The 20,206-nt window shown below is 72.9% G+C and carries 16 protein-coding genes; 11 read left to right on the top strand and 5 right to left on the bottom strand.

Features of this window, described 5'->3' with window-relative positions; genetic code table 11:
• The first annotated feature begins 43 nt into the window (after positions 1–43).
• On the top strand, positions 44–1,117 hold the full coding sequence (locus tag ABD901_RS18370; protein ID WP_345128180.1) for a TetR/AcrR family transcriptional regulator: 1,074 nt from the start codon (positions 44–46) through the stop codon (positions 1,115–1,117).
• Positions 1,118–1,212: 95 nt separating this feature from the next.
• Here the strand turns inward: ABD901_RS18370 and ABD901_RS18365 are convergent, their stop codons facing one another.
• Together ABD901_RS18365 and ABD901_RS18360 are read right to left on the bottom strand one after the other, a co-directional pair.
• On the bottom strand, positions 1,213–2,415 hold the full coding sequence (locus ABD901_RS18365) for an MFS transporter (protein WP_345128179.1): 1,203 nt from the start codon (positions 2,413–2,415) through the stop codon (positions 1,213–1,215).
• A gap of 139 nt (positions 2,416–2,554) precedes the next feature.
• The gene (locus tag ABD901_RS18360) at positions 2,555–2,779 is read right to left on the bottom strand and encodes a hypothetical protein (RefSeq protein WP_345128178.1); all 225 of its coding nucleotides are present in this window, start codon (positions 2,777–2,779) and stop codon (positions 2,555–2,557) included.
• Between the two features lie 156 nt (positions 2,780–2,935).
• Between ABD901_RS18360 and ABD901_RS18355 the strand changes: the two genes are divergently transcribed.
• Genes ABD901_RS18355 through ABD901_RS18335 form a run of 5 tightly spaced genes read left to right on the top strand, consistent with a single transcriptional unit; the run spans position 2,936 to position 9,811 of the window.
• Positions 2,936–3,787, top strand: a complete 852-nt coding sequence (locus ABD901_RS18355; RefSeq protein WP_345128177.1) for an alkaline phosphatase family protein — start codon at positions 2,936–2,938, stop codon at positions 3,785–3,787.
• Between the two features lie 56 nt (positions 3,788–3,843).
• Complete coding sequence (locus ABD901_RS18350) at positions 3,844–5,319, top strand: MFS transporter (RefSeq protein WP_425556699.1); 1,476 nt, start codon at positions 3,844–3,846, stop codon at positions 5,317–5,319.
• Positions 5,312–6,292, top strand: coding sequence for a TolB-like translocation protein (locus tag ABD901_RS18345; protein ID WP_345128176.1), 981 nt, complete (start codon positions 5,312–5,314; stop codon positions 6,290–6,292). The genes ABD901_RS18350 and ABD901_RS18345 overlap by 8 nt, the downstream gene beginning before the upstream one ends.
• A 50-nt stretch (positions 6,293–6,342) precedes the next feature.
• Positions 6,343–6,732 (top strand): hypothetical protein, encoded by a 390-nt coding sequence (locus tag ABD901_RS18340; protein ID WP_345128175.1) that lies wholly within the window; start codon positions 6,343–6,345, stop codon positions 6,730–6,732.
• Positions 6,733–6,760: 28 nt separating this feature from the next.
• Positions 6,761–9,811 (top strand): ATP-binding protein, encoded by a 3,051-nt coding sequence (locus ABD901_RS18335; RefSeq protein ID WP_345128174.1) that lies wholly within the window; start codon positions 6,761–6,763, stop codon positions 9,809–9,811.
• On the opposite strand, the gene ABD901_RS18330 is transcribed toward ABD901_RS18335, so the two are convergent.
• Together ABD901_RS18330 and ABD901_RS18325 are read right to left on the bottom strand one after the other, a co-directional pair.
• The gene (locus ABD901_RS18330) at positions 9,793–10,590 is read right to left on the bottom strand and encodes an ABC transporter permease (protein WP_345128173.1); all 798 of its coding nucleotides are present in this window, start codon (positions 10,588–10,590) and stop codon (positions 9,793–9,795) included. The genes ABD901_RS18335 and ABD901_RS18330 overlap by 19 nt on opposite strands.
• Complete coding sequence (locus ABD901_RS18325; RefSeq protein WP_345128171.1) at positions 10,587–11,564, bottom strand: ATP-binding cassette domain-containing protein; 978 nt, start codon at positions 11,562–11,564, stop codon at positions 10,587–10,589. The genes ABD901_RS18330 and ABD901_RS18325 overlap by 4 nt, the downstream gene beginning before the upstream one ends.
• A gap of 89 nt (positions 11,565–11,653) precedes the next feature.
• Between ABD901_RS18325 and ABD901_RS18320 the strand changes: the two genes are divergently transcribed.
• Positions 11,654–12,775 carry a magnesium and cobalt transport protein CorA gene (locus tag ABD901_RS18320; protein WP_345128169.1) on the top strand — a complete coding sequence of 374 codons (1,122 nt, stop codon included), beginning with the start codon at positions 11,654–11,656 and terminating at the stop codon, positions 12,773–12,775.
• 8 nt (positions 12,776–12,783) lie between these two features.
• Complete coding sequence (locus ABD901_RS18315) at positions 12,784–14,766, top strand: APC family permease (RefSeq protein WP_345128168.1); 1,983 nt, start codon at positions 12,784–12,786, stop codon at positions 14,764–14,766.
• On the opposite strand, the gene ABD901_RS18310 is transcribed toward ABD901_RS18315, so the two are convergent.
• The gene (locus ABD901_RS18310) at positions 14,708–16,177 is read right to left on the bottom strand and encodes a methionine--tRNA ligase (protein WP_345128166.1); all 1,470 of its coding nucleotides are present in this window, start codon (positions 16,175–16,177) and stop codon (positions 14,708–14,710) included. The genes ABD901_RS18315 and ABD901_RS18310 overlap by 59 nt on opposite strands.
• A 246-nt stretch (positions 16,178–16,423) precedes the next feature.
• Here ABD901_RS18310 and ABD901_RS18305 point away from each other — a divergent pair, with 246 nt between their 5' ends.
• The 3 genes from ABD901_RS18305 to ABD901_RS18295 all read left to right on the top strand — a co-directional run bounded on the left by ABD901_RS18305 (position 16,424) and on the right by ABD901_RS18295 (position 20,158).
• Positions 16,424–16,978 (top strand): hypothetical protein, encoded by a 555-nt coding sequence (locus tag ABD901_RS18305; RefSeq protein ID WP_345128164.1) that lies wholly within the window; start codon positions 16,424–16,426, stop codon positions 16,976–16,978.
• A gap of 160 nt (positions 16,979–17,138) precedes the next feature.
• Positions 17,139–17,762: a hypothetical protein gene (locus ABD901_RS18300; protein ID WP_345128162.1), complete on the top strand. Its 624-nt coding sequence runs from the start codon at positions 17,139–17,141 to the stop codon at positions 17,760–17,762.
• Between the two features lie 338 nt (positions 17,763–18,100).
• Positions 18,101–20,158 carry a DNA gyrase/topoisomerase IV subunit B gene (locus ABD901_RS18295; RefSeq protein ID WP_345128161.1) on the top strand — a complete coding sequence of 686 codons (2,058 nt, stop codon included), beginning with the start codon at positions 18,101–18,103 and terminating at the stop codon, positions 20,156–20,158.
• Positions 20,159–20,206 lie beyond the last annotated feature (48 nt).

The raw sequence follows: 20,206 nt of genomic DNA, 5'->3' as shown, positions 1-20,206 counted from the left end.
CCGGATGTTCACATCATTCAGATGATGACGGTATCCTAACCGCATGATGGATCGGCTCAGCCGCGCGGAGGCGCAGCAACGCACGCGCGCCCGGGTCCTCGCGGCGGCCCGCGACGAGTTCACCGAGCGCGGCTATCGCGACGCGAAGGTCGACGCCATCGCCGAGCGGGCCGGCCTGACCCGCGGCGGCGTGTACTCGAACTTCCCCGGCAAGCGCGCCCTGTACTTCGCCGTGCTCGCCGAGGAGGCCGCCCGCCCGCCCGCCGCCTCACCGCCGTCGCCGGGCCGGACCGCGCACGAGGCCCTCGGGCATTTCGCCCGCGGCTGGCTGGCCCGCCTGCCCCTGTACACCGAGACCGACCCCAGCCCGGGGCGCCTCGCCGTCGACCTGGTGCCCGAGATCCTCGCCGACGAGCACACCCGCTTGCCCTACGCGCAGCTGCTGAGCCTGGACGCCGTCCTGCTCGGCCTCGCCCTCGAGCAGCTGCACCCGATGGCCGGGCGCCGCGTCGGCGTCGCCGGGGCCGTGCTCACCCACCTGCAGGGCGCCGCCCGGCTGGCCGCGGCGGCACCGGGGTTCGTGGACGAGTTCGCGGTGGTCGAGGCCTGCTCGCGCCTGGCCGGCCTGGACCTGGCCGACAAGTGGGACCCGCCGCACCTGGTCCACGCGCCCTCGCCGCGGCCGGTCGACGAGCCGTGGTCGCCGCCGGCCGGCCCGGTCGTCGACGCCGTCCGCGACGCGCCGCTGGGCTGGCCCCCCTCGGGCCTGGTGGCGGTGCTCGGCCTGCGTCGTGCGGCCGCGATCGAGGAGGCGGTCCGGGCCGCCGCGCCGGGCACGCCGGTCACCGCCGTCCTCGTGACGGGCGACCCCGACGAGCTGGCGAACCTGGCCCGGCTCGTGCTGGCCGAGCTGCTCACCTGCCTGCGCCCGGCCTTCCCGGAGTCCGCGTGGCCGCACCTGCGGCTCGTGCACGACCGGGACCTGTCCCTGGCCACAGCGGCCGGGGTCGACGTGGTGAGCGACTCGACCGAGACCGCCGTCGTGATCCGCGACGGCCGGATCGTCGCCCGCGCGGACGGCTTCGGCGCCTGCCACGCCGCGGCCTCAGTCACCTGATCGCACCGGCTCACGCTCGGCGCCTGCCCCGCCGCGGCGTCGGTCACCTGATCTCGCCGGCTCGCGCTCGGCGTCTGCCCCGCCGCGGCGCGGCCTCAGTCACCTGATCTCGCCGGCTCGCGCTCGGCGTCTGCCCCGCCGCGGCGCCGGTCGCGCGGGGCGCCGGCTCGCTTCAGGAATACGACGCCGGGCAGGGTCACCGCTGCGCAGGCCAGCAGGGCGCGCGCTACCGAGAAGCGGCGGCCGATCCAGCCCGCCGGCGGGCCGCCGGCGATCTCCCCCGTTGCCGATAGCATGCCGATCGCGGACAGGACCGTCGCGCGGGTGGCGGGGGCCGTGCGGGCCACCAGCCAGGCCGTCCACAGTGGATCGGCCGCCGATCGCAGTGCGCCCGCCACGACGGCCGCCGCCGCGGCGAGCGCGAAACGGTCCGCCAGCGCGAACACCGCCATGGCCGCGACCTGAGCGCTCAGCAGCCACGCGAACGCGGGGCCGTCGCCGGGCAGCAGGTTGCCCAGCAAACGGGTGAGCGGGATCGCGGCGAGCGTGGTGGTGATCGCCAGGCCGCCGAGCCACAGCGATGCCGACGCGCCGGCGCCGGGCAGCGCGTCGAGGAGGTGGGCCTGGCCCAGGCGGTCGAAGCCCTCCCGGCCCAGGGCGACGAACAGCGTGGCGAAGGCCATCGCGCGCACGCGCGGCGCCCGGTTCGCCGCCCGGAGGCCGGCGAGAAGGTCCTCGGGGCGGCCGCGCGGCGCGGGGCGGGCCCGCATCGCCGGCAGGAGCAGCAGGCCGAGCGCCAGCCACACCGCGCCGCCGGCCAGGAGCGGGAGCGACGGGTCGGCCGCCGACAGCGCGGACGCGGCGAGCATGCCGGCGATGCTCGCGGCCTGGGCCAGCTGCGCGCCGCGGACCAGGGCGGCGCCGATGCCCGCCTCGCCGAGCTCGTCGGCCGCCCACGCCTCGAACGCGCCGTCGAAGCAGGCGGCGCCGACGCCGAAGAGCGCGGTGCCGGCGATCGTGGCGGGGACGGTCGGGGCGGCGCCCTGCAGCACCGTCGCGGCGCCGGTGAGCAGGACGCCGAGGACGACCGGCAGGCGGCGGCCGCGCAGGTCGGCGAGGATGCCCATCGGGACCTGCGCCACGAGGTACACGACCTCGAGCACCGTGCCGACCAGCACGAGCCCGAGGGGGTCGAGGCCGACCACGCCGATCTGGAAGACCAGGTTGAGGGTGTACGCGCACGAAGATCCGAACGCGGTGCACCCGGCGACGATGAGGAAGACGGCATAGGGCCGCACGCGGCACGCTCCTGGGCTCGCGGGAGAGGCGATGCCCGGCGGCGGCTACAGGACGGCCACGACCACCACGGCACCGCGGGACACGGTGCGGTCGATGGCTGTCATGCCCCGCACCGTACCCATCCGCGGCCCGCGCGCGCTATCGGGTTTTGCGGCGCCTCAGGAGGTACCACCCCATCAGGACGCCGGCGATGACACCGCCGCCGACGTGGACGGCCAGGACGCCGGCGAGGTGCGGGCCGCCCCAGTCCTTCTCGTAGGTGGCCGGGTCGCCGAAGTCGATGACGAAGAACTCCAGCACGGCCCGGATCACGAGATACACCCCGATCACGAAGCCCAGCACGATCAGCGTCTTGCGCACCATCGGTCCTCCCCCATGCGGTCGCGACCAACCGTAACGTATCGATGTACACCGAATTATTCACCGCTCGCACGCGTCCGCGTCAGGCCGCTTCCATGGTCTTGTCGTCGGCGGTACCCACGATGTGGCGTCATCCCTGCCCACGAAGGGGGAGTATTCATGTCGATCCGCCGGGTGGTGCTCGCGTTCGCGGCCACCGCCCTCGTCGCCACCGGCGTGACCGCCGCGGCGTCGCAGGCACAGGCCGCCACCAGCGTCCCGCGCTTCGACCACATCGTCCTGGTCATGTTCGAGAACCACGCGTACTCGCAGATCAACGGCTCGAGCAGCGCCCCGTACTTCAACTCCCTGGCGAGCCAGGGCGCGAAGTTCACCAAGTCGTACGCGATCACGCACCCGAGCCAGCCGAACTACATCGCGCTGTTCTCGGGCTCCACCCAGGGCGTGACCAGCGACGACTGCCCGAAGAACTTCACCGGCGCCAACCTGCAGTCGCAACTGGCCGGCGCCGGCCTGACGTTCAAGGGTTACTCGGAGTCCATGCCGTCCAACGGCTACACGGGCTGCTCGAGCGGCAACTACCAGCGCAAGCACAACAGCTGGGTCGACTTCAGCAGCGTGCCCGCGGCGTCCAACCTGACGTACGCGAGCTTCCCGTCGTCGTCGAACTACGCCAGCCTGCCGACGGTCGCGTTCGTCACGCCGAACATGTGCAACGACATGCACGACTGCTCGGTCGCGACCGGCAACACCTGGCTGCAGAAGAACCTCGACGCCTACGCCCAGTGGGCCAAGACGCACAACAGCCTGCTCATCGTCACCTTCGACGAGGACAACCGCGCGGCGCTGAACCAGATCTTCACGGTCTTCGTCGGCGCCAACGTCAAGGCCGGCTCGTACTCGGAGCAGATCAACCACTACAACGTGCTGCGCACGATCGAGGGCGCGTACGGCCTGCCCGGCATCAACGGCGCCGCCAGCCTGTCCCCCATCACGGACGTCTGGTCCTGACCCACCCCCGTGGGCGCCCTCTTGCGCGGGCGCCCACACCCTCTCGACGTTTCTGAGTGAGGCATCGCGTGTACCTGTCCACAGTGGACAAACCGGCGACCCCGGCGACGCCTTCGCCCCGCGCCCGGACCCGCATCGCCGCGACGGTGCTCGCCCTGGGCACGGTGAGCCTGATCACGGACGTGTCGTCCGAGATGGTGACGGCGATCCTGCCGCTGTACCTCATGCTGGGCCTCCACCTGGGCCCGCTGGGCTACGGCGTGGTCGACGGCCTGTACACCGGCGCCACCGCGCTGCTGCGCCTGGTCGGCGGGTACGTCGCCGACCGCATCCGCCGCCGCAAGGCGGTCGCCGTCGCCGGCTACGGCATCTCGGCGGTGGCCAAGCTGGGCCTCCTGGCCGCCGGCTCGTCGGTCCCGCTGCTCAGCGGCGTCATCGTCGCCGACCGCGCCGGCAAGGGCCTGCGCACCGCGCCGCGCGACGCCCTGATCACCCTGTCGACACCCCCGGACCGCCTGGGCCGCGCCTTCGGCGTGCACCGCGCGATGGACAGCGTCGGCGCGTTCGCCGGCCCACTGGTGGCGGTCGCCGTGCTGGGCGCCTCGGCCCAGTCCTTCGACGCCGTCTTCGTCACGAGCTTCTGCATCGCCGCTCTGGGCGTCTTCGTCCTGCTGACCTTCGTCCCCGACCACCGCGGCCCGTCACGGCTCTCCGCGGCGCCCCCTTCACCAGCCATCGCGAACGGCACCCACACTCCCAGCGCCACCGCACCCGCGACCAGCCCGGCCACCCCGAACGGCACGCACGCCCCCAGCACCGCCGCACCCGCGACCAGCCCAGCCACCGCGAACGACCCAGCCATCGCGATTCACCAGGTCGACACGATCGAACCGGCCCACACGGACGACAAGGACACCGCGACGAACAAGGGCAACGCGGTGTCGCTGGGTGCCGCGTTCGCGCTGCTGCGACGCCGCGAGTTCCGGCTCGTCGTCATCGCCGCGACCGTCATGGGCCTGGCCACGATCGGCGACGGCTTCGTGTACCTCGTGCTGCAGCGCCACCACGACATCGCCGCCGGATGGTTCCCGCTGCTCGCCGTCGGCACCAACCTCGCATACCTGCTGCTGGCCATGCCGCTGGGCAGTCTCGCCGACCGCGTCGGGCGGCCCCGCGTCTACCTTGCCGGGTTCGCCGCGCTCGCCGTCGTCTACCTGATGCTGGCGGCCGGCGGCGGGGGCACGGTCGCGCTCGTGGTCACGGTGGCGCTCTACGGGACGTTCTACGCCGCGACCGACGGGGTCCTGATGGCCGTCGCCGGGCCGCTGCTGCCGGAGCAGCTGAAGACGACCGGCATCGCGCTGGTGCAGAGTGGACAGTCGCTGGCATATCTGGGCTCCTCGATCCTCTTCGGGGCGGCCTGGCAGCTGTGGGGGCCCGGCCCGGCCCTCGTCGCCGCCGCGGGGGTGGCCCTTGCCGCCCTCTGCCTCGTCGCCGCAATTCTCCTGCGGGGGTACGACAAAAATGCGTAAGGTCCTGCTGACCTCGGTCGTTGCGCTGGCGCTCGCCGCAGGGGCCGGCGTGTACATCCGCGCGGCGGCGCACCGCAACGACGCCGCGGCGGCCGCGAGTGAAGAGGTCGACATCGGGCCGGGGCCGCGGCTGCTCGTGCGCAGTACCGCCAAGGAGTCGTTCGGACACCTCGCGGTCGTGGACGCGGCCGATCCGAAAGGCGCGCGGAAGGTCTCGGCGGTGTCGTGCAACCGGGTGTACGCCGCCGCCGGCACGGCCATCTGCCTGCGGCCCGACGGGCCCCTTGCGACGTACCAGATCGCGGTGCTCGGGCGGCATCTCGAGGAGCGCGACTCCTACCCGATGGTCGGCGTGCCCAACCGGGCGCGCGTCTCCGACGACGGGCGGCTGGTCACCTGGACCGCGTTCGTGACCGGCGACTCGTACAACAACGGGCAGTTCTCGACCCGCATCGGGGTGCTGGACACGAGCACCGGCGACATGGTCGTCGACACGCTCGAGGACTTCGCGCTGAGCAGGGACGGGCGGCCGTACCAGTCGGCCGACGTCAACTACTGGGGCGTCACGCTGGCGCACGGCGACCGCACGTTCTACGCCACCGTGTCGACGGCCGGGCACCGGTACCTCGTGCAGGGCGACTTCGACCGGCGCACCGTGCGCACCCTGGCCGAGAACGTCGAGTGCCCGTCGCTGTCGCCCGACGGCACGCGGATCGCGTTCAAGCAGGCGGTCGACGGCGACCCGGTCAAGGGCTGGCGGCCGGCCGTGCTGGACCTCGCGACCCTGCGCCCGACGGTGCTGGCCGAGACGCGCTCGGTCGACGACCAGATCGCCTGGCTCGACGACCGCACCGTCATGTACGCGCTGCACCGTGATGCCGACCGGTCCGACGTGTGGTCGCTGCCCGCCGACGGCAGCGGGGCGCCGGCGCTGCTGGTCCCCGACGCCGAATCGCCGGCCTATCTGCACTGAGCCCATCGAAGGGCCTTGAACCCGCTTCTACCAACTAGTAACTTGGCCGGATGCGTACGCTGGCGTTGCTCATCGCGGCCGTCGGGATCCTGCTCGAGGGCCTGGTCATCGGCGTGGTGCTGTTTGCACTCGGCGGGGTGATCGACGCCTACTCGATGTCGCTCAACGGCACCGACCCGTCCATGGCGCAGGCCGCGGTCAAGATCATGGGGGTCGGGCTCGCGGTGCTGCTGGTCGTGCTAGCCGCGGGGCTCGCCGCCGCGGCCGCCCGCGACCGCCATGCCCGCAAAATGACGGTCGTCGCCCTGGTCATCCAGTGCATCGTGGTCGTCATCGCGGGCATCGCCCTGGGCTGGGCGGTGTTCGGCGGCACGCTGCTGGTCCTCGGCACGCTGCTGTACGCGCTGCTGGACGACAACCACCAGCCCGTCACCCGCTGAGCCCGGGCCCGGGTGGCATGCTTGCCCGGTGCGGATCACCACCCTGGGCGAGCTCGCCGTCGACGGCCGGCCGGTCCGCGGTGAGCGGCTCGCCGCGGTCGTGCGCGCCCTCGTCGAGGCCCGCGGCCGCACCGTAACGCCCGGCGCGCTCGCCGAGACGGTCTGGGGCGGCGCGCCGCCGGAGGACGCCATCGGGGCGGTGCACGCGCTGATCGGCCGGGCCCGGCGCCTCGGGCTGCCGGTGGCCGCGGCGCCGGGCGGCTACCGGGTGCCTCCGGAAGAGATCGAGCTGGATACGGTACTGGCAAAGGCACACCTCGCCGCCGGCACCCCGCAGCTGGCCCGCGCGCTGTTCCCCGACGCGCCCGACCTCTCCGACGCCGCCACGGCGGCGCTGTTCGCCGAGGTCGCCGCCGCCCGCCGCGACGAGGCCGACCTGCGCCTGCTCGCCGGGCGCACCCCGCCGCACGAGCCGTCGGCCGCCCTGCTGGTGCGCGTCCTGGCCGCGCAGGGCCGCGACGCCGAGGCCCTCGAGGTCGTGGAGCGGCTGCGCGCGACCCTCGCCGACACCTACGGCGCCGACCCGTCCGCGGCCGTCGCCGAGGCACACCTGGCACTGCTGCGCGGCGAGCTGTCGGCGGCGCCGGCCCCGACGACCGAGCCCGCGCGGCCCAAGAGCACGCTGCCGGCGGCGTGGCGGCGCTCGGCGACGCCGATGCTCGGGCGGGACGCCGACGTGGCCGCGGTCCGCGCGGCGCTGGCCGAGGCGCCGCTGGTCACCGTCGTCGCCGTCGGCGGGGCCGGCAAGACCCGCCTGGCCGCCGAGGTCGCCCGCGGCGCGGCCGCCGGCGGCACGCCGGTGCACGTCGTCGAGCTCGCCGGCCTGCGCTCGGCGAGCGAGGTGCTGCCGGCCGTCCTCGCCGCCGCCGACCCGGCCACCGGGACGCGCGGCACCGCCGAGCGGCTGCAGGAGTTCGCCGGCCTCGTGGTGCTCGACAACTGCGAGCACGTCCTGGCGGGCGCCGCCGACGTCGTCGCCGAGCTGCTCGCCGCCGCGCCGGACGCGGCGGTGCTCGCCACCAGCCGGGCGCCGCTGGGACTGGCCGGCGAGGTCGTACACCGGCTGCACACCCTCGCCGACGACGCCGCCCGGCAGCTGCTCACCGCACGCTCCCGCGCCGGCGGCGCGATGCTGAGCGACGGCGCGGCGGCGCAGGCGCTGTGCCACCGGCTGGACAACCTGCCGCTGGCCCTGGAGCTGGCCGCGGCCCGGCTGCGGCACATGCCGATCGAGGACGTCCTGGCCGGGCTCGACGACCGCTTCGGGCTGCTCGACGACGCGCTGCGCGGCCTGCCCGAGCGGCACGCCAGCCTGTGGGCGATGGTCGACTGGAGCCGCGAGCTGCTCGGCCCCGAACAGCAGCGGCTGCTGGAGCGCCTCGCCGTCATCCCGGCGCCGTTCACCGCCGAGGCCGCCGAATGCGTGTCGGGGCTGCCGCGGCGCGGCCTCGCGGTACACCTGGCGGGGCTCGTCGAGCAGTCACTGCTCGGCCTGGCCGAAGGCGGGGACGGCCGCGCCCGCTACCGGATGCTGGAGACCGTCCGCGAATACGGCGAGGCCCGCCTGGCCGCCTCCGGCGAGCGCGACGCGGCGATGGACGGCCTCGTGGCCTGGGCGCGGCAGGAGGCGCCGCGCATCCACGCCGAGCTCATCGGCCCGGGGCAGATCGCCGCGTTCGCCCGCTGCGCCGCCGAACAGGACAACCTCGTCGCCGCGCTGCGCCGCTGCGTCGGCCGCGACGACGCCGCCGCCGTGGACGTGGCCGCGCCGCTGCTGCACCTGTGGACCGTCCGCGGGCTGCACTTCGAGGTGCTGCCGTGGTCCCTGGCCCTGTTGCACGCCGACGACCCGCACCTGCGGCGGTCGGGGCGCCTGGTGGCGCAGGCCGACCCGGACCGGCTGGCGTGGATCTGCCTGCTGGCCGGGCTCAACGCCTTCGCCACCGACCGGTACCGGCTGTTCGCGCTGTCCAGACGGATGCTGCGGGAGCTCATCGCCCGGCGCAGCGACGAGCTGTCGCCGCGGGCCCGGGCGCTCGGCGAGATCCTGCCCGCGCTCACCGTGCTCGACCTGACCCGCGGCATGGTCTCGGCGGAGCGGCTCGTCGCCGACCCCGACCCCTACGCACAGGGCTTCGGCCTGTTCCTGCGGGCCGCGATCCGGGAGAACCGGGGCGACACCGCGTCGGCGGCCGAGCGGGCCGCGGACGCGGAGCTGGCGTACCGCCGCTTCGAGCAGGCCGGTGACCACTGGGCCATGGGCATGGCCGCGCAGTCGATCGGCTCGCAGGGCGCGCCCGGCGCCGCCGAGTGGCTGCGCCGCGGCGCCGCGCACATGGAGCTGCTCGGCGCGGCCGAGGACGCCGGCTCCATCCGCATCCTGCTCGACGTGCAGCTGGCCCACGCCGGCGACGACGACGCGGCCGCGCGGCTACGGGCAGTGGTCGAGGCGCCCGTGCCGGACCCACCGCCGCACGGGATGCAGGTGATGGACGCCGCGCAGGCCCACCTCGGCCTGGCACAGCACGCCTGGATGCGCGGGCGGCCGGCCGACGCGGTCGAGCACGCCGAGCGCGCCAACGCGATCGCGAACAAGTCCCCGGCGCCGGTGCCGCAGGCCCGGGTCGTGTTCGGCGTCGCCGCCGGGGTGCTGCGCCTGCGGGCCTTCGGCGCCGCGGGCGCATCGCGGGCGGGGCAGCTGCTGGCCGAGACCCGCGACGAGGCCTTTGCCGGGCACGACGTGCCGGCGCTGGGCTCGTGGGCGCTGGCCGCGGCGACGCTCGCCGCGCACCTCGGCGAGCCGGCCGAGGCGAAGGAGCTGTGGGCGCTGGGCGAGCGGTGCGGCGCCAACCTGATGCAGCTGTTCGACAACGGCGTCGACGCCCGCCTCGAGTCGGTGCTCGGCGGTGCGGACGAGCGGGCCGAACGGGCCGCCGCATGGCGCGAGCGGCCGGTGACCGAGATCACCGACCGCATCCGCGAGCTGGCCGACAAGGTGCTTCAGACCTTCCGCCGGTAGGCCGCCAGGGCCAGGGGCATGAACACCGCGACCAGGGCGGCGCACCAGCCCAGCGTCCACCACACGTGGGTGGCGTAGCCCGGGGTACCGAGGAACAGCCCGCGCATCGCCTCCACCAGGTGGCTCAGCGGGTTGTTGCGCACGAACCCCTGCATCCAGCCCGGCAGCGTGGCGACACCGACGAACACGTTGGAGGCGAAGGTGAGCGGCATGACGACCAGAAACCCGATGCCCTGCACCGCGCCGGACGTGCGCACCATCATGCCGACGAACACCGGCGCCCAGCTCAGGCACAGCCCGAACACGACGGCGAGCAGGCAGCCGGCGAGGGCGTGCAGCGGGTCGGTGCCGATGCGGAAGCCCATGGCGTAGGCGAACGCGAAGGTGGAGATCGTCACCAGGACGTACCGGACGACATCGCCCAGGACCGCGCCGATCAGCGGCGCCGAGCGCGGGATCGGCAGCGAGCGGAACCGGTCGAAGATGCCCTTCTCGATGTCGTTGTTGAGGTTCACGCCGATGGAGATCGCGCCCATGGCGATGGTCTGCGCCAGCACGCCGGGCATCAGGAACTGCAGGTAGGAGTGGGTGGAGCCGGAGACGGCGCCGCCGAAGATGTACACGAAGATGATCAGGAACAGCCCCGGCTGGACGGTGACGTCGATGAGCGCCTCCGGGGTACGCCACGTCTTGATCAGGCTCCGCTTGGTGAGCTCGAGGGAGTGCCGCAGCAGCCGGAACGGCTTCGGCGCGGGCCGGTTGAGGACGATGGTGCTCATGCGGAGACCTCCTGAGCGGTCTGGGCGGAAACCTTGGCGGACGTGAGGGAGAAGAAGACCTCGTCGAGCGAGGGCAGGTGCAGCGACAGCTCGGTGACGGCGATGCCCTCGCCGGTGAGCCGGGCGACGGCCTCGGCCATCGCCGCGTCGCCGGAGACGGGCACGGCCAGCACCCCGGGGCGGGGCCGGTCGGGCTGCCCGCCGGAGGAGACCAGGGTGAGGATCTTCGCAGTGCGCTCCAGGTCGGCCTCGTCGGACGGGCGGACCTCGAGGGTCTGGCCGCCGACGCGGCGCTTGAGCCGCTGCGGGGTGTCGTTGGCGATGACCCGGCCGTGGTCGATGACCGTGATCTCGTCGGCGAGGGCCTCGGCCTCCTCGAGGTACTGCGTGGTGAGCAGCACCGTCGAGCCGTCGCGCACCAGCGAGCGCACGACGCCCCACATGTCCTCGCGCTTGGCCGGGTCCAGGCCGGTCGTCGGCTCGTCGAGGAAGATCACGTCGGGGCGGCCGACGAGGCTCGCGGCGAGGTCGAGGCGCCGGCGCATGCCACCGGAGTAGGTCTTGGCCGGCCGGTCGGCGGCCTCGGTCAGGTCGAACCAGGCCAGCAGCTCGGCGGCGCGGGCCCGGGCGCCGCGGCGGCCGAGGTCGAGCAGGGTGCCGAAGAGGACGAGGTTCTGCCGGCCGGTGAGGTCTTCGTCGACGGAGGCGTACTGCCCGGTCAGCCCGATCGAGGCCCGCACCCGCTCGGCGTTGCGCACCACGTCGTACCCGCCGATGCGGGCCTGGCCGGCGTCGGGCTTGAGCAGCGTGGACAGGATGCGCACGGCGGTGGTCTTGCCGGCGCCGTTGGGGCCGAGCACGCCGTGCACGGTGCCCCGCGGGATGGCGATGTCGACGCCCTGCAGGGCGCGGGTGGTGCCGAAGGTCTTCACGAGGCCGGTCGCCTCGACCATCAGGTCTTCTCCGTTCGTCATGACAACGACGGTGCCGGTGCCCGCCGACACGGCTCCTACATCAACCCGACACGGGTCCGACGTGCGCGGCGCCGGTACCGTTTCGGCTCATGAGCACACCAGTGGTGAGCGCCGGCGGCAGGGTCGGGCGGCGGGTCGGGCGGCTGATCGGCCGCATGCTGCTGGGCGTCCAGCAGTCGGAGCGCCTCCCGCAGCTGCTGCCCCGGCCCGAGGAGGACGCGGCGGTGATGGACTGCGCGCTGTACGTGCGCGGCAGCCGCCAGCCGGGCCGGCCCTCCTTCGCCGAGGCCTACGGCTCGGCCCGCCGGCGCCGGGGCGGGTTCGTCTGGCTGGGGCTGTTCGAGCCCTCCTGGTCGCAGTTCACGACGATCGCCGAGCTCGTCGGGGTGGACGAGGCGACGGTGGACAAGACCCTCGCGATGGACCGGCGCCCGGCGGTCGAGCGGCGTGGCGACGTGACGGCGCTCACACTGCGCACGGCGCGCTACGTCGAGCACGCCGAGCTGACCGAGACCTCCGAGGTCGTCGACACCGGCGCGGTGACGCTGCTCATCGGCCGGCACTTCGTGGTGTCGGTGCGCCACGGCGGCGCGGGCGCCCTCGCGGACGTGCGCGAGCAGCTGCAGCAACGCCCGGCGCTGCTGGCGCTGGGGCCGTGGTCGGTCGGCTACGCGGTCATCGAGCGGATGGTCGAGGTCTACCACGACGTGGCCACGCGTGTGGAGCAGGACGTGGAGAAGCTGGAGGAGACCGCGTTCCTGCGCCAGGGCGGCTGCGACGTGCAGCAGATCTACCAGCTCAAGCGGGAGCTGGTGGAGTTCAAGCGGGCGGTGCTGCCGCTGCAGCCGCCGCTGCGGGCCATGATCGCGCCGACGAGCGATCTTCCGCCGGGTCTGCGACAGTACTTCGAGGACGTCCACGGCAGACTCAACCAGGTGGTGGAGCGCGTGGCCTCGTACAACGAGCTGCTGGACTCGATCCTGCAGGCCCGGTTGGCCCAGGTCGGGCTCGACCAGAACAATGACATGCGCAAGATCGCCGCGTGGGCCGCCATCGCCGCCGTGCCCACCGCGATCGCGGGGATCTACGGCATGAACTTCGACCACATGCCCGAGCTGCACTGGCAGTTCGGCTACGGGCTGGTGGTCGGGGTCATGGCGACCGCGATGGTGGTTCTGCACCGCTTGTTCCGAAAGTCCGGATGGCTGTAAGAGGAGCTATGACCACCACCCCCGAGTTTCTGCTGCCGGCGCGGGTCGACAGCCCGGCGCCGCGCGAGCGCCCCGGCGGCCCGATCGGCCGCTGGCTGCTGCAGCACCGCGTCGCGCCGGTCGGCCCGGAGAGCGACGAGGCGCACGCCAAGCCGCAGGCCTGGTGGAAGGTCATGTCGCTGACCGGCGTCGACTACTTCTCCACGCTGTCGTACCTGCCGGCCATCGCCGCACTCGCCGCCGGTGCGCTCTCGCCGCTGGCGACGCTGCTCATCGTCGCGCTCACGCTGCTGGGCATGCTGCCGATGTACCGCAGGGTGGCCAAGGAAAGCCCGCACGGGCAGGGCTCGGTGGCGATGCTGGAGAACCTGCTGCCCTTCTGGCGCGGCAAGATCTTCGTCCTCGTCCTGCTCGGCTTCGTGGCGACGTCCTGGATCATCACGATCACGCTCTCGGCCGCCGACGCATCGGTCCACATGATCGAGAACCCGGTCTTCCCGAGCTTCCTGCACGGCCACGCCGTGATCATCACGGTGATCCTGCTGCTGATCCTCGGCGGCGTGTTCCTGCTCGGCTTCAGCGAGGCCGTCGCCGTGGCCATCCCGCTCGTCGGGATCTTCCTGCTGCTCAACGCCGTCATCGTGGTCGTCGGGTTCGTCGACGTGTTCACCACCGCCGGTGCGCTGACGGACTGGCGCCACGCGCTGACCAGCGAGCACGGCGGCGGGTTCGGGCTGCTGCTGCCGGCGATCGTCGCGTTCCCGTCGCTGGTGCTGGGCCTGTCCGGCTTCGAGACCGGGGTCAGCATGATGCCGCTGGTGGCCGCCGACGGCGCCACAGCCGAGGAGCGGCAGGCGTCCCGGCTGCGCAACACGAAGAAGCTGCTCACCGTGGCGGCGGCGATCATGTCGGTGTACCTCATCGCCACCAGCTTCATCACCACCGTGCTGATCCCGGCCAAGGAGTTCACCGACGGTGGCCAGGCCGCCGGGCGCGCCCTGGCGTACCTGGCGCACGAGAAGATCGGCGAGGCGTTCGGCACCGTCTACGACATCAGCAGCGTGCTCATCCTGTGGTTCGCGGGCGCGTCGGCGATGGCCGGCCTGATCAACATCATCCCGCGCTACCTGCCCTCCTACGGCATGGCGCCGGAGTGGGGCCGCGCCGTGCGCCCAATCGTCCTGGTGTACACCGCGATCAGCATCGGCATCACGATCGCGTTCGGCGCCGACGTCAACGCGCAGGCCGGCGCCTACGCCACGGGCATCCTGGCGATGATGGTCTCCGGCGCCGTGGCCGTGACGATCTCGGCGATCCGGGCCCGCCAGCGCACCGCCGGCGTGATGTTCACGGTCCTGTCGCTCATCCTGCTGTACGCGCTGGGCGCCAACGTCGTGGAGAAGCCCGACGGCATCCTCATCTCCGCCGTCTTCATCGCCGGCATCATCGTCGTGTCGCTCGTCTCGCGCGTGAGCCGGACCACGGAGCTGCGCGCCGACGCGATCGAGTTCGACGACGAGGCCCGCCGGTTCGTCACCGACTCGATCCAGTACGACGGCGAGCTCAACATCGTGGCGAACCGCAGGCAGGTCGGCGACCGGGCGGAGTACGAGGGCAAGGAGGCCGAGCAGCGCGGCATCAACCCGGTGCCGGGCCGCGCCGACATCCTGTTTCTGGAGGTCTCGGTCGTCGACCCGTCGACGTTCAGCGGCACCCTGACGGTGCGCGGCGTGGACGTCGACGGCTACCGGGTGCTGCGGGCGGAGAGCCCGGCCGCGCCGAACGCGATCGCCGCGGTCCTGCTGGCGCTGCGCGACGCGACCGGGGTCCGCCCGCACGCCTACTTCGAGTGGGCGGAGGGCAACCCGCTGGGGCACTTGTTCCGGTACCTCATCCTGGGCCGCGGCGACACGGCCCCGGTGGTGCGCGAGATCATCCGCTCGTTGGAGCCGGATCCGGCGAAGCGGCCCGGCATTCACGTGGGCGGCTGATCCTTTGGAACGCCGGCGCCGGGGTGCCCACCTCGGCGCCGGCGCCCAGCTGCGCTTCGAGCCGCGCGGCGGCGCCCGGCAGGAAGGGGCGCAGCTCGGCGGTCACATTGCGGCAGGTGTACACCAGGGTGCCCAGCACCTCGTCCAGCCCCGCGCCCGTCAGCTGCCAGGGCCGGGCCGTCTCCACGAGGCGGTTGGCCTCCTCGACGACGGACCACAGCGCGTCGGTGGCGGCGCGCAGGTCGAAGCGGGCCAGGGCGCGGTCGATGCGCCCGGGCAGCAGCGCGACGGCGCCCGCCGCCGGCTCCGCGGCCCGCACCCGCCCGCCGGCGCGGCGGTGCACGAGCGTCAGGGTGCGGTTGACCAGGTTCCCGAGGCCGTTGGCCAGCTCGCGGTCGGCCCGCCGGACGAGCCGCTCCTCGGTGAAGTCGGTGTCGCCGACCGGCGGCACCTCCCGCAGCAGCCACCAGCGCAGCGCGTCGGTGCCGTAGTGCCCGGCCAGGTCCACCGGGTCGGCGGCGTGACCGGCGGACTTGGACAGCTTCGCGCCGTCGACGGTCAGGTAGTCGTGCACGAAGATCGCCGTCGGCAGCGGCAGGCCGGCGGAGATGAGCAGCGCGAGCCAGTACACGGCGTGGAAGCGCACGATCCCCTTGCCGATGACGTGGACGCGCTCGCCGTCGCCGGCCCACCACCGCTCGTACAGCCCGCCATCGAGGGCGGTGACGTAGTTGGCGAGGGCGTCCCACCAGACGTAGACGACCTGGTCGGGGTCGCCGGGGACGGGGATGCCCCAGCCGCCGGCGCGCGCCGCCGGCCTCGACACGCTGATGTCGCGCAGTCCCGCGCGGACGAACGCGAGGACCTCGTTGCGGCGGGCGGCGGGCTCGATGCGCACCGTGGCGGTCTCGAGGGCTTCGAGGATTTTCCCGGTGTACCGCGAAAGCCTGAAGAACCAGTTGACCTCCTCGACGGCCTCGGGCTCGCCGGGGTGCTCCGCGCAGGGGCCGTCCACGAACTGCTCGCAGCCGGGGCAGTAGAGGCCGCGGTAGGAGCGCGGGTAGAAGTCGTCGCGGGCGGCGCCGGCCCGCCACAGCCGTTCGACGCCGGCCGCGTGGCGCGGGTCGGCGCTGGTGCGGATGAAGTCGTCGAACGACAGATCCAGCGGCCCGCGCAGGGCCGCGAACCGGGCCGCGTTGGCGTCGACGAACGCGCGCACCCCGACGCCGGCGGCGCGGGCCGCGGTGACGTTCTTCAGCGCGTTGTCGTCGGTGCCCGTGAGGAAGCGCACATGTTCGCCGCGCAGCCGGCGATGGCGGGCCAGCACGTCGGCCTGGACGAGCTCCAGGGCATGCCCGAGGTGCGGTGCGGCGTTGACGTAGGGGATGGCGGTGGTGACGTAGAAGCCCATGGTGGGTGTCCTTTTCCGCCCCGCCGCCGCACGACGGACGCGCCGGATCCGCGCCCCGCACGAAGGCGGGGCCCGGTCGGTAGTGTGCTCAGCGCACGCCGGGAAGCCCCGCGAGGGGGCGCATCATCCGGTTGCGGCGCGGCGTCATGTGTGGATCGTCGCACGACGCGGTGAAGTCGTCGAACGGGTTAGCGCGGTGACGGGGTGAGGGATTACCGTGTACGCGACTCGGGGGAGGCTGGCGAAATGCGCGTGTCCACGCAGGTCCGGATCGTGTTCTGGTCGGTCGCGAGCGCGACGGCGCTGCTGGCGCTCAATACGGCACTGTCCGCTGCGGCACTCATCCATCTCAATGGCATGCACATCCGCATGATCTCGCCGGTGCAGCTGGCACAGGTGCGCGCCGACCTGACCAGCAGCCTGTCCATGGCGGCGGTGTCCGTGCTCGTGCTGGCGGTGCTGACGCTGTTCCTGCGCCGCCCGTCGAGCAGGATCCGCTACGCCGTGATGGCGCTGGGGCCGCTGATCGCGCTGGTCACGCTGTGCTTCCTCGTCGGCGGGCCGGAGTGGGCGGTCGCGCCGACCGGCAACGAGCCGGACGTGCTCAAGGCCGAGTACGCCTCGGCGGTCCCGTCCTGGTACACCGGGCCGCACGGCGTCGCCGGGGTCGTCTCCGCCGCGCTGCTGATCTTCGTGGCGGTGTTCATGGTGCGCGCCGACCTGCGGGAGTACTACATGGACGCCGGCTACGACCCCTCCCGCCCGTACAAGTCGTGGGTCGAGCGCACCGGCGGGCCGTGACGGCGCTCACCTGGCGACGTAAGGTGTCGCGGTGAGCGATGAGTCGCCCTCGCCCGGCCCGGCCTCGGGGCCGCGCCCACCGGCCTGGAACCGGCCGGCCCCTCCTCCTCCCCCACGGCCGCCTCTGAGCGGGCCCGGCGTGCCTTTGGGTGGGCCCGGCGTGCCTTTCGGCGGGCCGGGCGCTCCTCTGGGTGGGCCCGGTGCTCCGCCTCCGATCGCGCGGCGCATTCCGGAGAACCTGCCGTTCGTCGCCCGGCCCAGCGCGATGAAGCGGGCCCTGATCCTGGTGCCGGTCGTGGCGGCCGTCCTGGTCGTCATCGGCTGCCCGGCGGCGATCGTGCTCACCGCCGACGGGCCCGACCACACCAGCGGCGACATCGTGGCGCTCGTCGCGCTGCTGGCCTGCCTGACGGTCGTCCTGACGACCGTCGTGGCGCTGCAGATCTACCTCGTCTCCTCCGGCGGGCCGGTCCTCGCCGCCGGGCCGGCCGGGCTGTGGATCAAGACCCGGCCGACCCGCGGGCAGGCGATCTGGCTGCCGTGGGAGGGCATCGCGGAGATCCGCCGGCGGCGCTGGGCGCTGGAGAAGATGGTCGTGGTCAAGCCGCGCGACCCCCGCGCCGAGGGCGGCCTCGGCGCGTTCACCGCGATCGACTCGTCCATGCTGAAGCTGTTCTACGGCTCCGGCTTCACGGCCACGCTGAACTTCGCCGACCGGTCCGAGGACGAGATCCTCGCGGCGCTGCGCCAGTTCAGCGCCGGCCGCACGGCGTTCAACATCTGAACCTGGGCATCGGGCCGCGCAGCTCGCGTCGCCGGTGATCTTGTTTTCGCCCCGGACACGCGAAAGGCACTGCGCGGCGGTCGGCTGTCCGGGATCGGGCGAAGTAGTATGCGAGATCGTTGTACACGTGTTCGATGCCGCTGTGGTGGGGACTGTGGGAGCGGTCACGGCGACGCACCTCGTTCGAGCGTCTTGAGTGGTCCGCCGGGATCATCGGCCATCGCGGGCACCGGCTCTGAGTTTCGCCGCACCCGGCGAGGGTGCACAGAAAATGTCAGACCCTGGGGCTACGCTCGCGGACAGCCACAGGGGACCGAGGACCATTGGAGAGAGTCGAGTTGACCGCACAACCCGAGACCTTGTACGGGGCAGACGACCTCACGCTCCTCGAAGGGCTCGACGCCGTCCGCAAGCGCCCGGGCATGTATATCGGCTCGACCGACAGCCGGGGCGTCGCGCACCTGTTCAACGAGATCGTGGACAACTCCACCGACGAGGGCATCGCCGGGCACGCCACGCGGGTCGAGGTGACGCTGCACGCCGACGGGTCGGTCCAGGTCGATGACGACGGGCGCGGCATTCCCGTCGACGTGCACGCCAAGTCGGGGATGTCGGGCGTCGAGCTGGTGCTGACACGGCTGCACGCGGGCGGGAAGTTCGGCGGGTCGGGGTACAAGACCTCGGGCGGCCTGCACGGCGTCGGCGCATCCGCGGTCAACGCGCTGTCCACGCGCTACGACGTGACCGTCCGCCGCGAGGGCAAGGTCCACCACATGGCCTTCCAGCACGGCGTTCCGGGCGAGTTCGACGGCGCGGGCGCGGCGGCGAAGTTCACCCGCCACAGCGGGCTCACCGTGCAGGGCCGCATGAAGCGCGGCTCGTCGACGGGCACCTCCACCCGCTACTGGCACGACCCGCGCTACTTCGAGACGGGCGCCGCACTGGACCCGGAGGCGGTGCGGTCCAAGCTGCGCAACACCGCGTTCCTCGTCCCCGGCGTGACCTACGTGCTCAAGGACGCCACCCAGGGATCGATCACCACCGAGACCTACCACTATCCCAACGGCCTGTCCGACATGGTGGAGTTCCTGGCACCCGGCGGCGACAAGCCGGTGTGCGGGACGCTGTTCATCAACGGCGAGGGGCACTACAAGGAGAACGCCGCCGACGAGAACGGCGTCATGAAGGCCAACGTCGAGCGCCGCGCCGAGGTCGAGATCGCGCTGCGCTGGGGCACCGGCTACGAGCGGGTCGTCGAGTCGTTCACCAACACCATCCGCAATGTGCACGGCGGCACGCACCGGCGCGGCTTCGAGCGCGGCGCGGTGCGGGCGCTGACCGAGGCGATCCGCAACACCCGCGGCCTGCTGCGGCCCAAGGAGGACCTGCCGACCCTCGACGACGTGCTCGAGGGCATGACCGCGGTCATCCACGTGCGCATCCCCGAGCCGCAGTTCACCTCGCAGACCAAGGACGAGCTGTCCACCGCCCCGGTGACGCGGGTCGTGCAGCAGGTCGTCGAGCAGCACATCAAGGCCTGGATCGACGCGCGCAAGACCAAGGTCGAGGCGCGCACGGTGCTGCAGAAGATCGTCGACGCGGCGCGGGTGCGGCTCACCCAGAAGCAGCAGAAGGACGCGGCCCGGCGCAAGACGGCCCTCGAAGGCGCGTCGATGCCGGCGAAGCTCGTCGACTGCCGCTCCACCGGGGTGCAGCGCAGCGAGCTGTTCATCGTCGAGGGCGACAGCGCGCTGGGCACGGCCCGCATGGCGCGCTCCTCGGAGTATCAGGCGCTGCTGCCGATCCGCGGCAAGATCCTCAACGTGCAGAAGGCCAACATCCAGCAGGTGCTGGACAACCAGGAGTGCTCGGCGATCGTGCAGGTGCTCGGGGCCGGCTCCGGGCGCACGTTCGACCTCGACGCGATGCGATACGGCCGGATTCTGATCATGGCCGACGCCGACGTCGACGGCTCGCACATCCGCACGCTGCTCATCACGCTGTTCGCCAAGTACATGCGGCCGGCGATCGCCGACGGCCGGCTCTACGCCGCCGTCCCGCCGCTGCACAAGATCGTTACGAAGGGGCGCAACTCCGAGACGATCTACACCTACACGCAGCAGGAGATGACGAGCACCGTGGCCCGGCTGGAGAAGGCGGGCAAGCAGGTCGTCACGCCGATCCCGCGGTTCAAGGGCCTGGGCGAAATGGACGCCGACGAGTTGTGGGACACCACGATGAACCCGGCGACCCGGGCGGTGCGGCGCATCACGCTCGACGACGTCGAGGCCGCCGAGGAGGTCCTCGAGCTGCTCATGGGCGAGCGGGTCGAGCCCCGCCGCAACTGGCTGATCGACTCCGCGACGCGGGTCGACACAGAGTCCATCGACGCCTGACCAATCCACGCCTGACCAATCGACGCCTGAGACATCGGAAGGCCACCA

This window comes from Dactylosporangium darangshiense, from assembly GCF_039537565.1.
GTDB classification, from domain to species: Bacteria; Actinomycetota; Actinomycetes; order Mycobacteriales; family Micromonosporaceae; genus Dactylosporangium; species Dactylosporangium darangshiense.
This window is presented reverse-complemented; position numbering and strand designations above follow the sequence as displayed.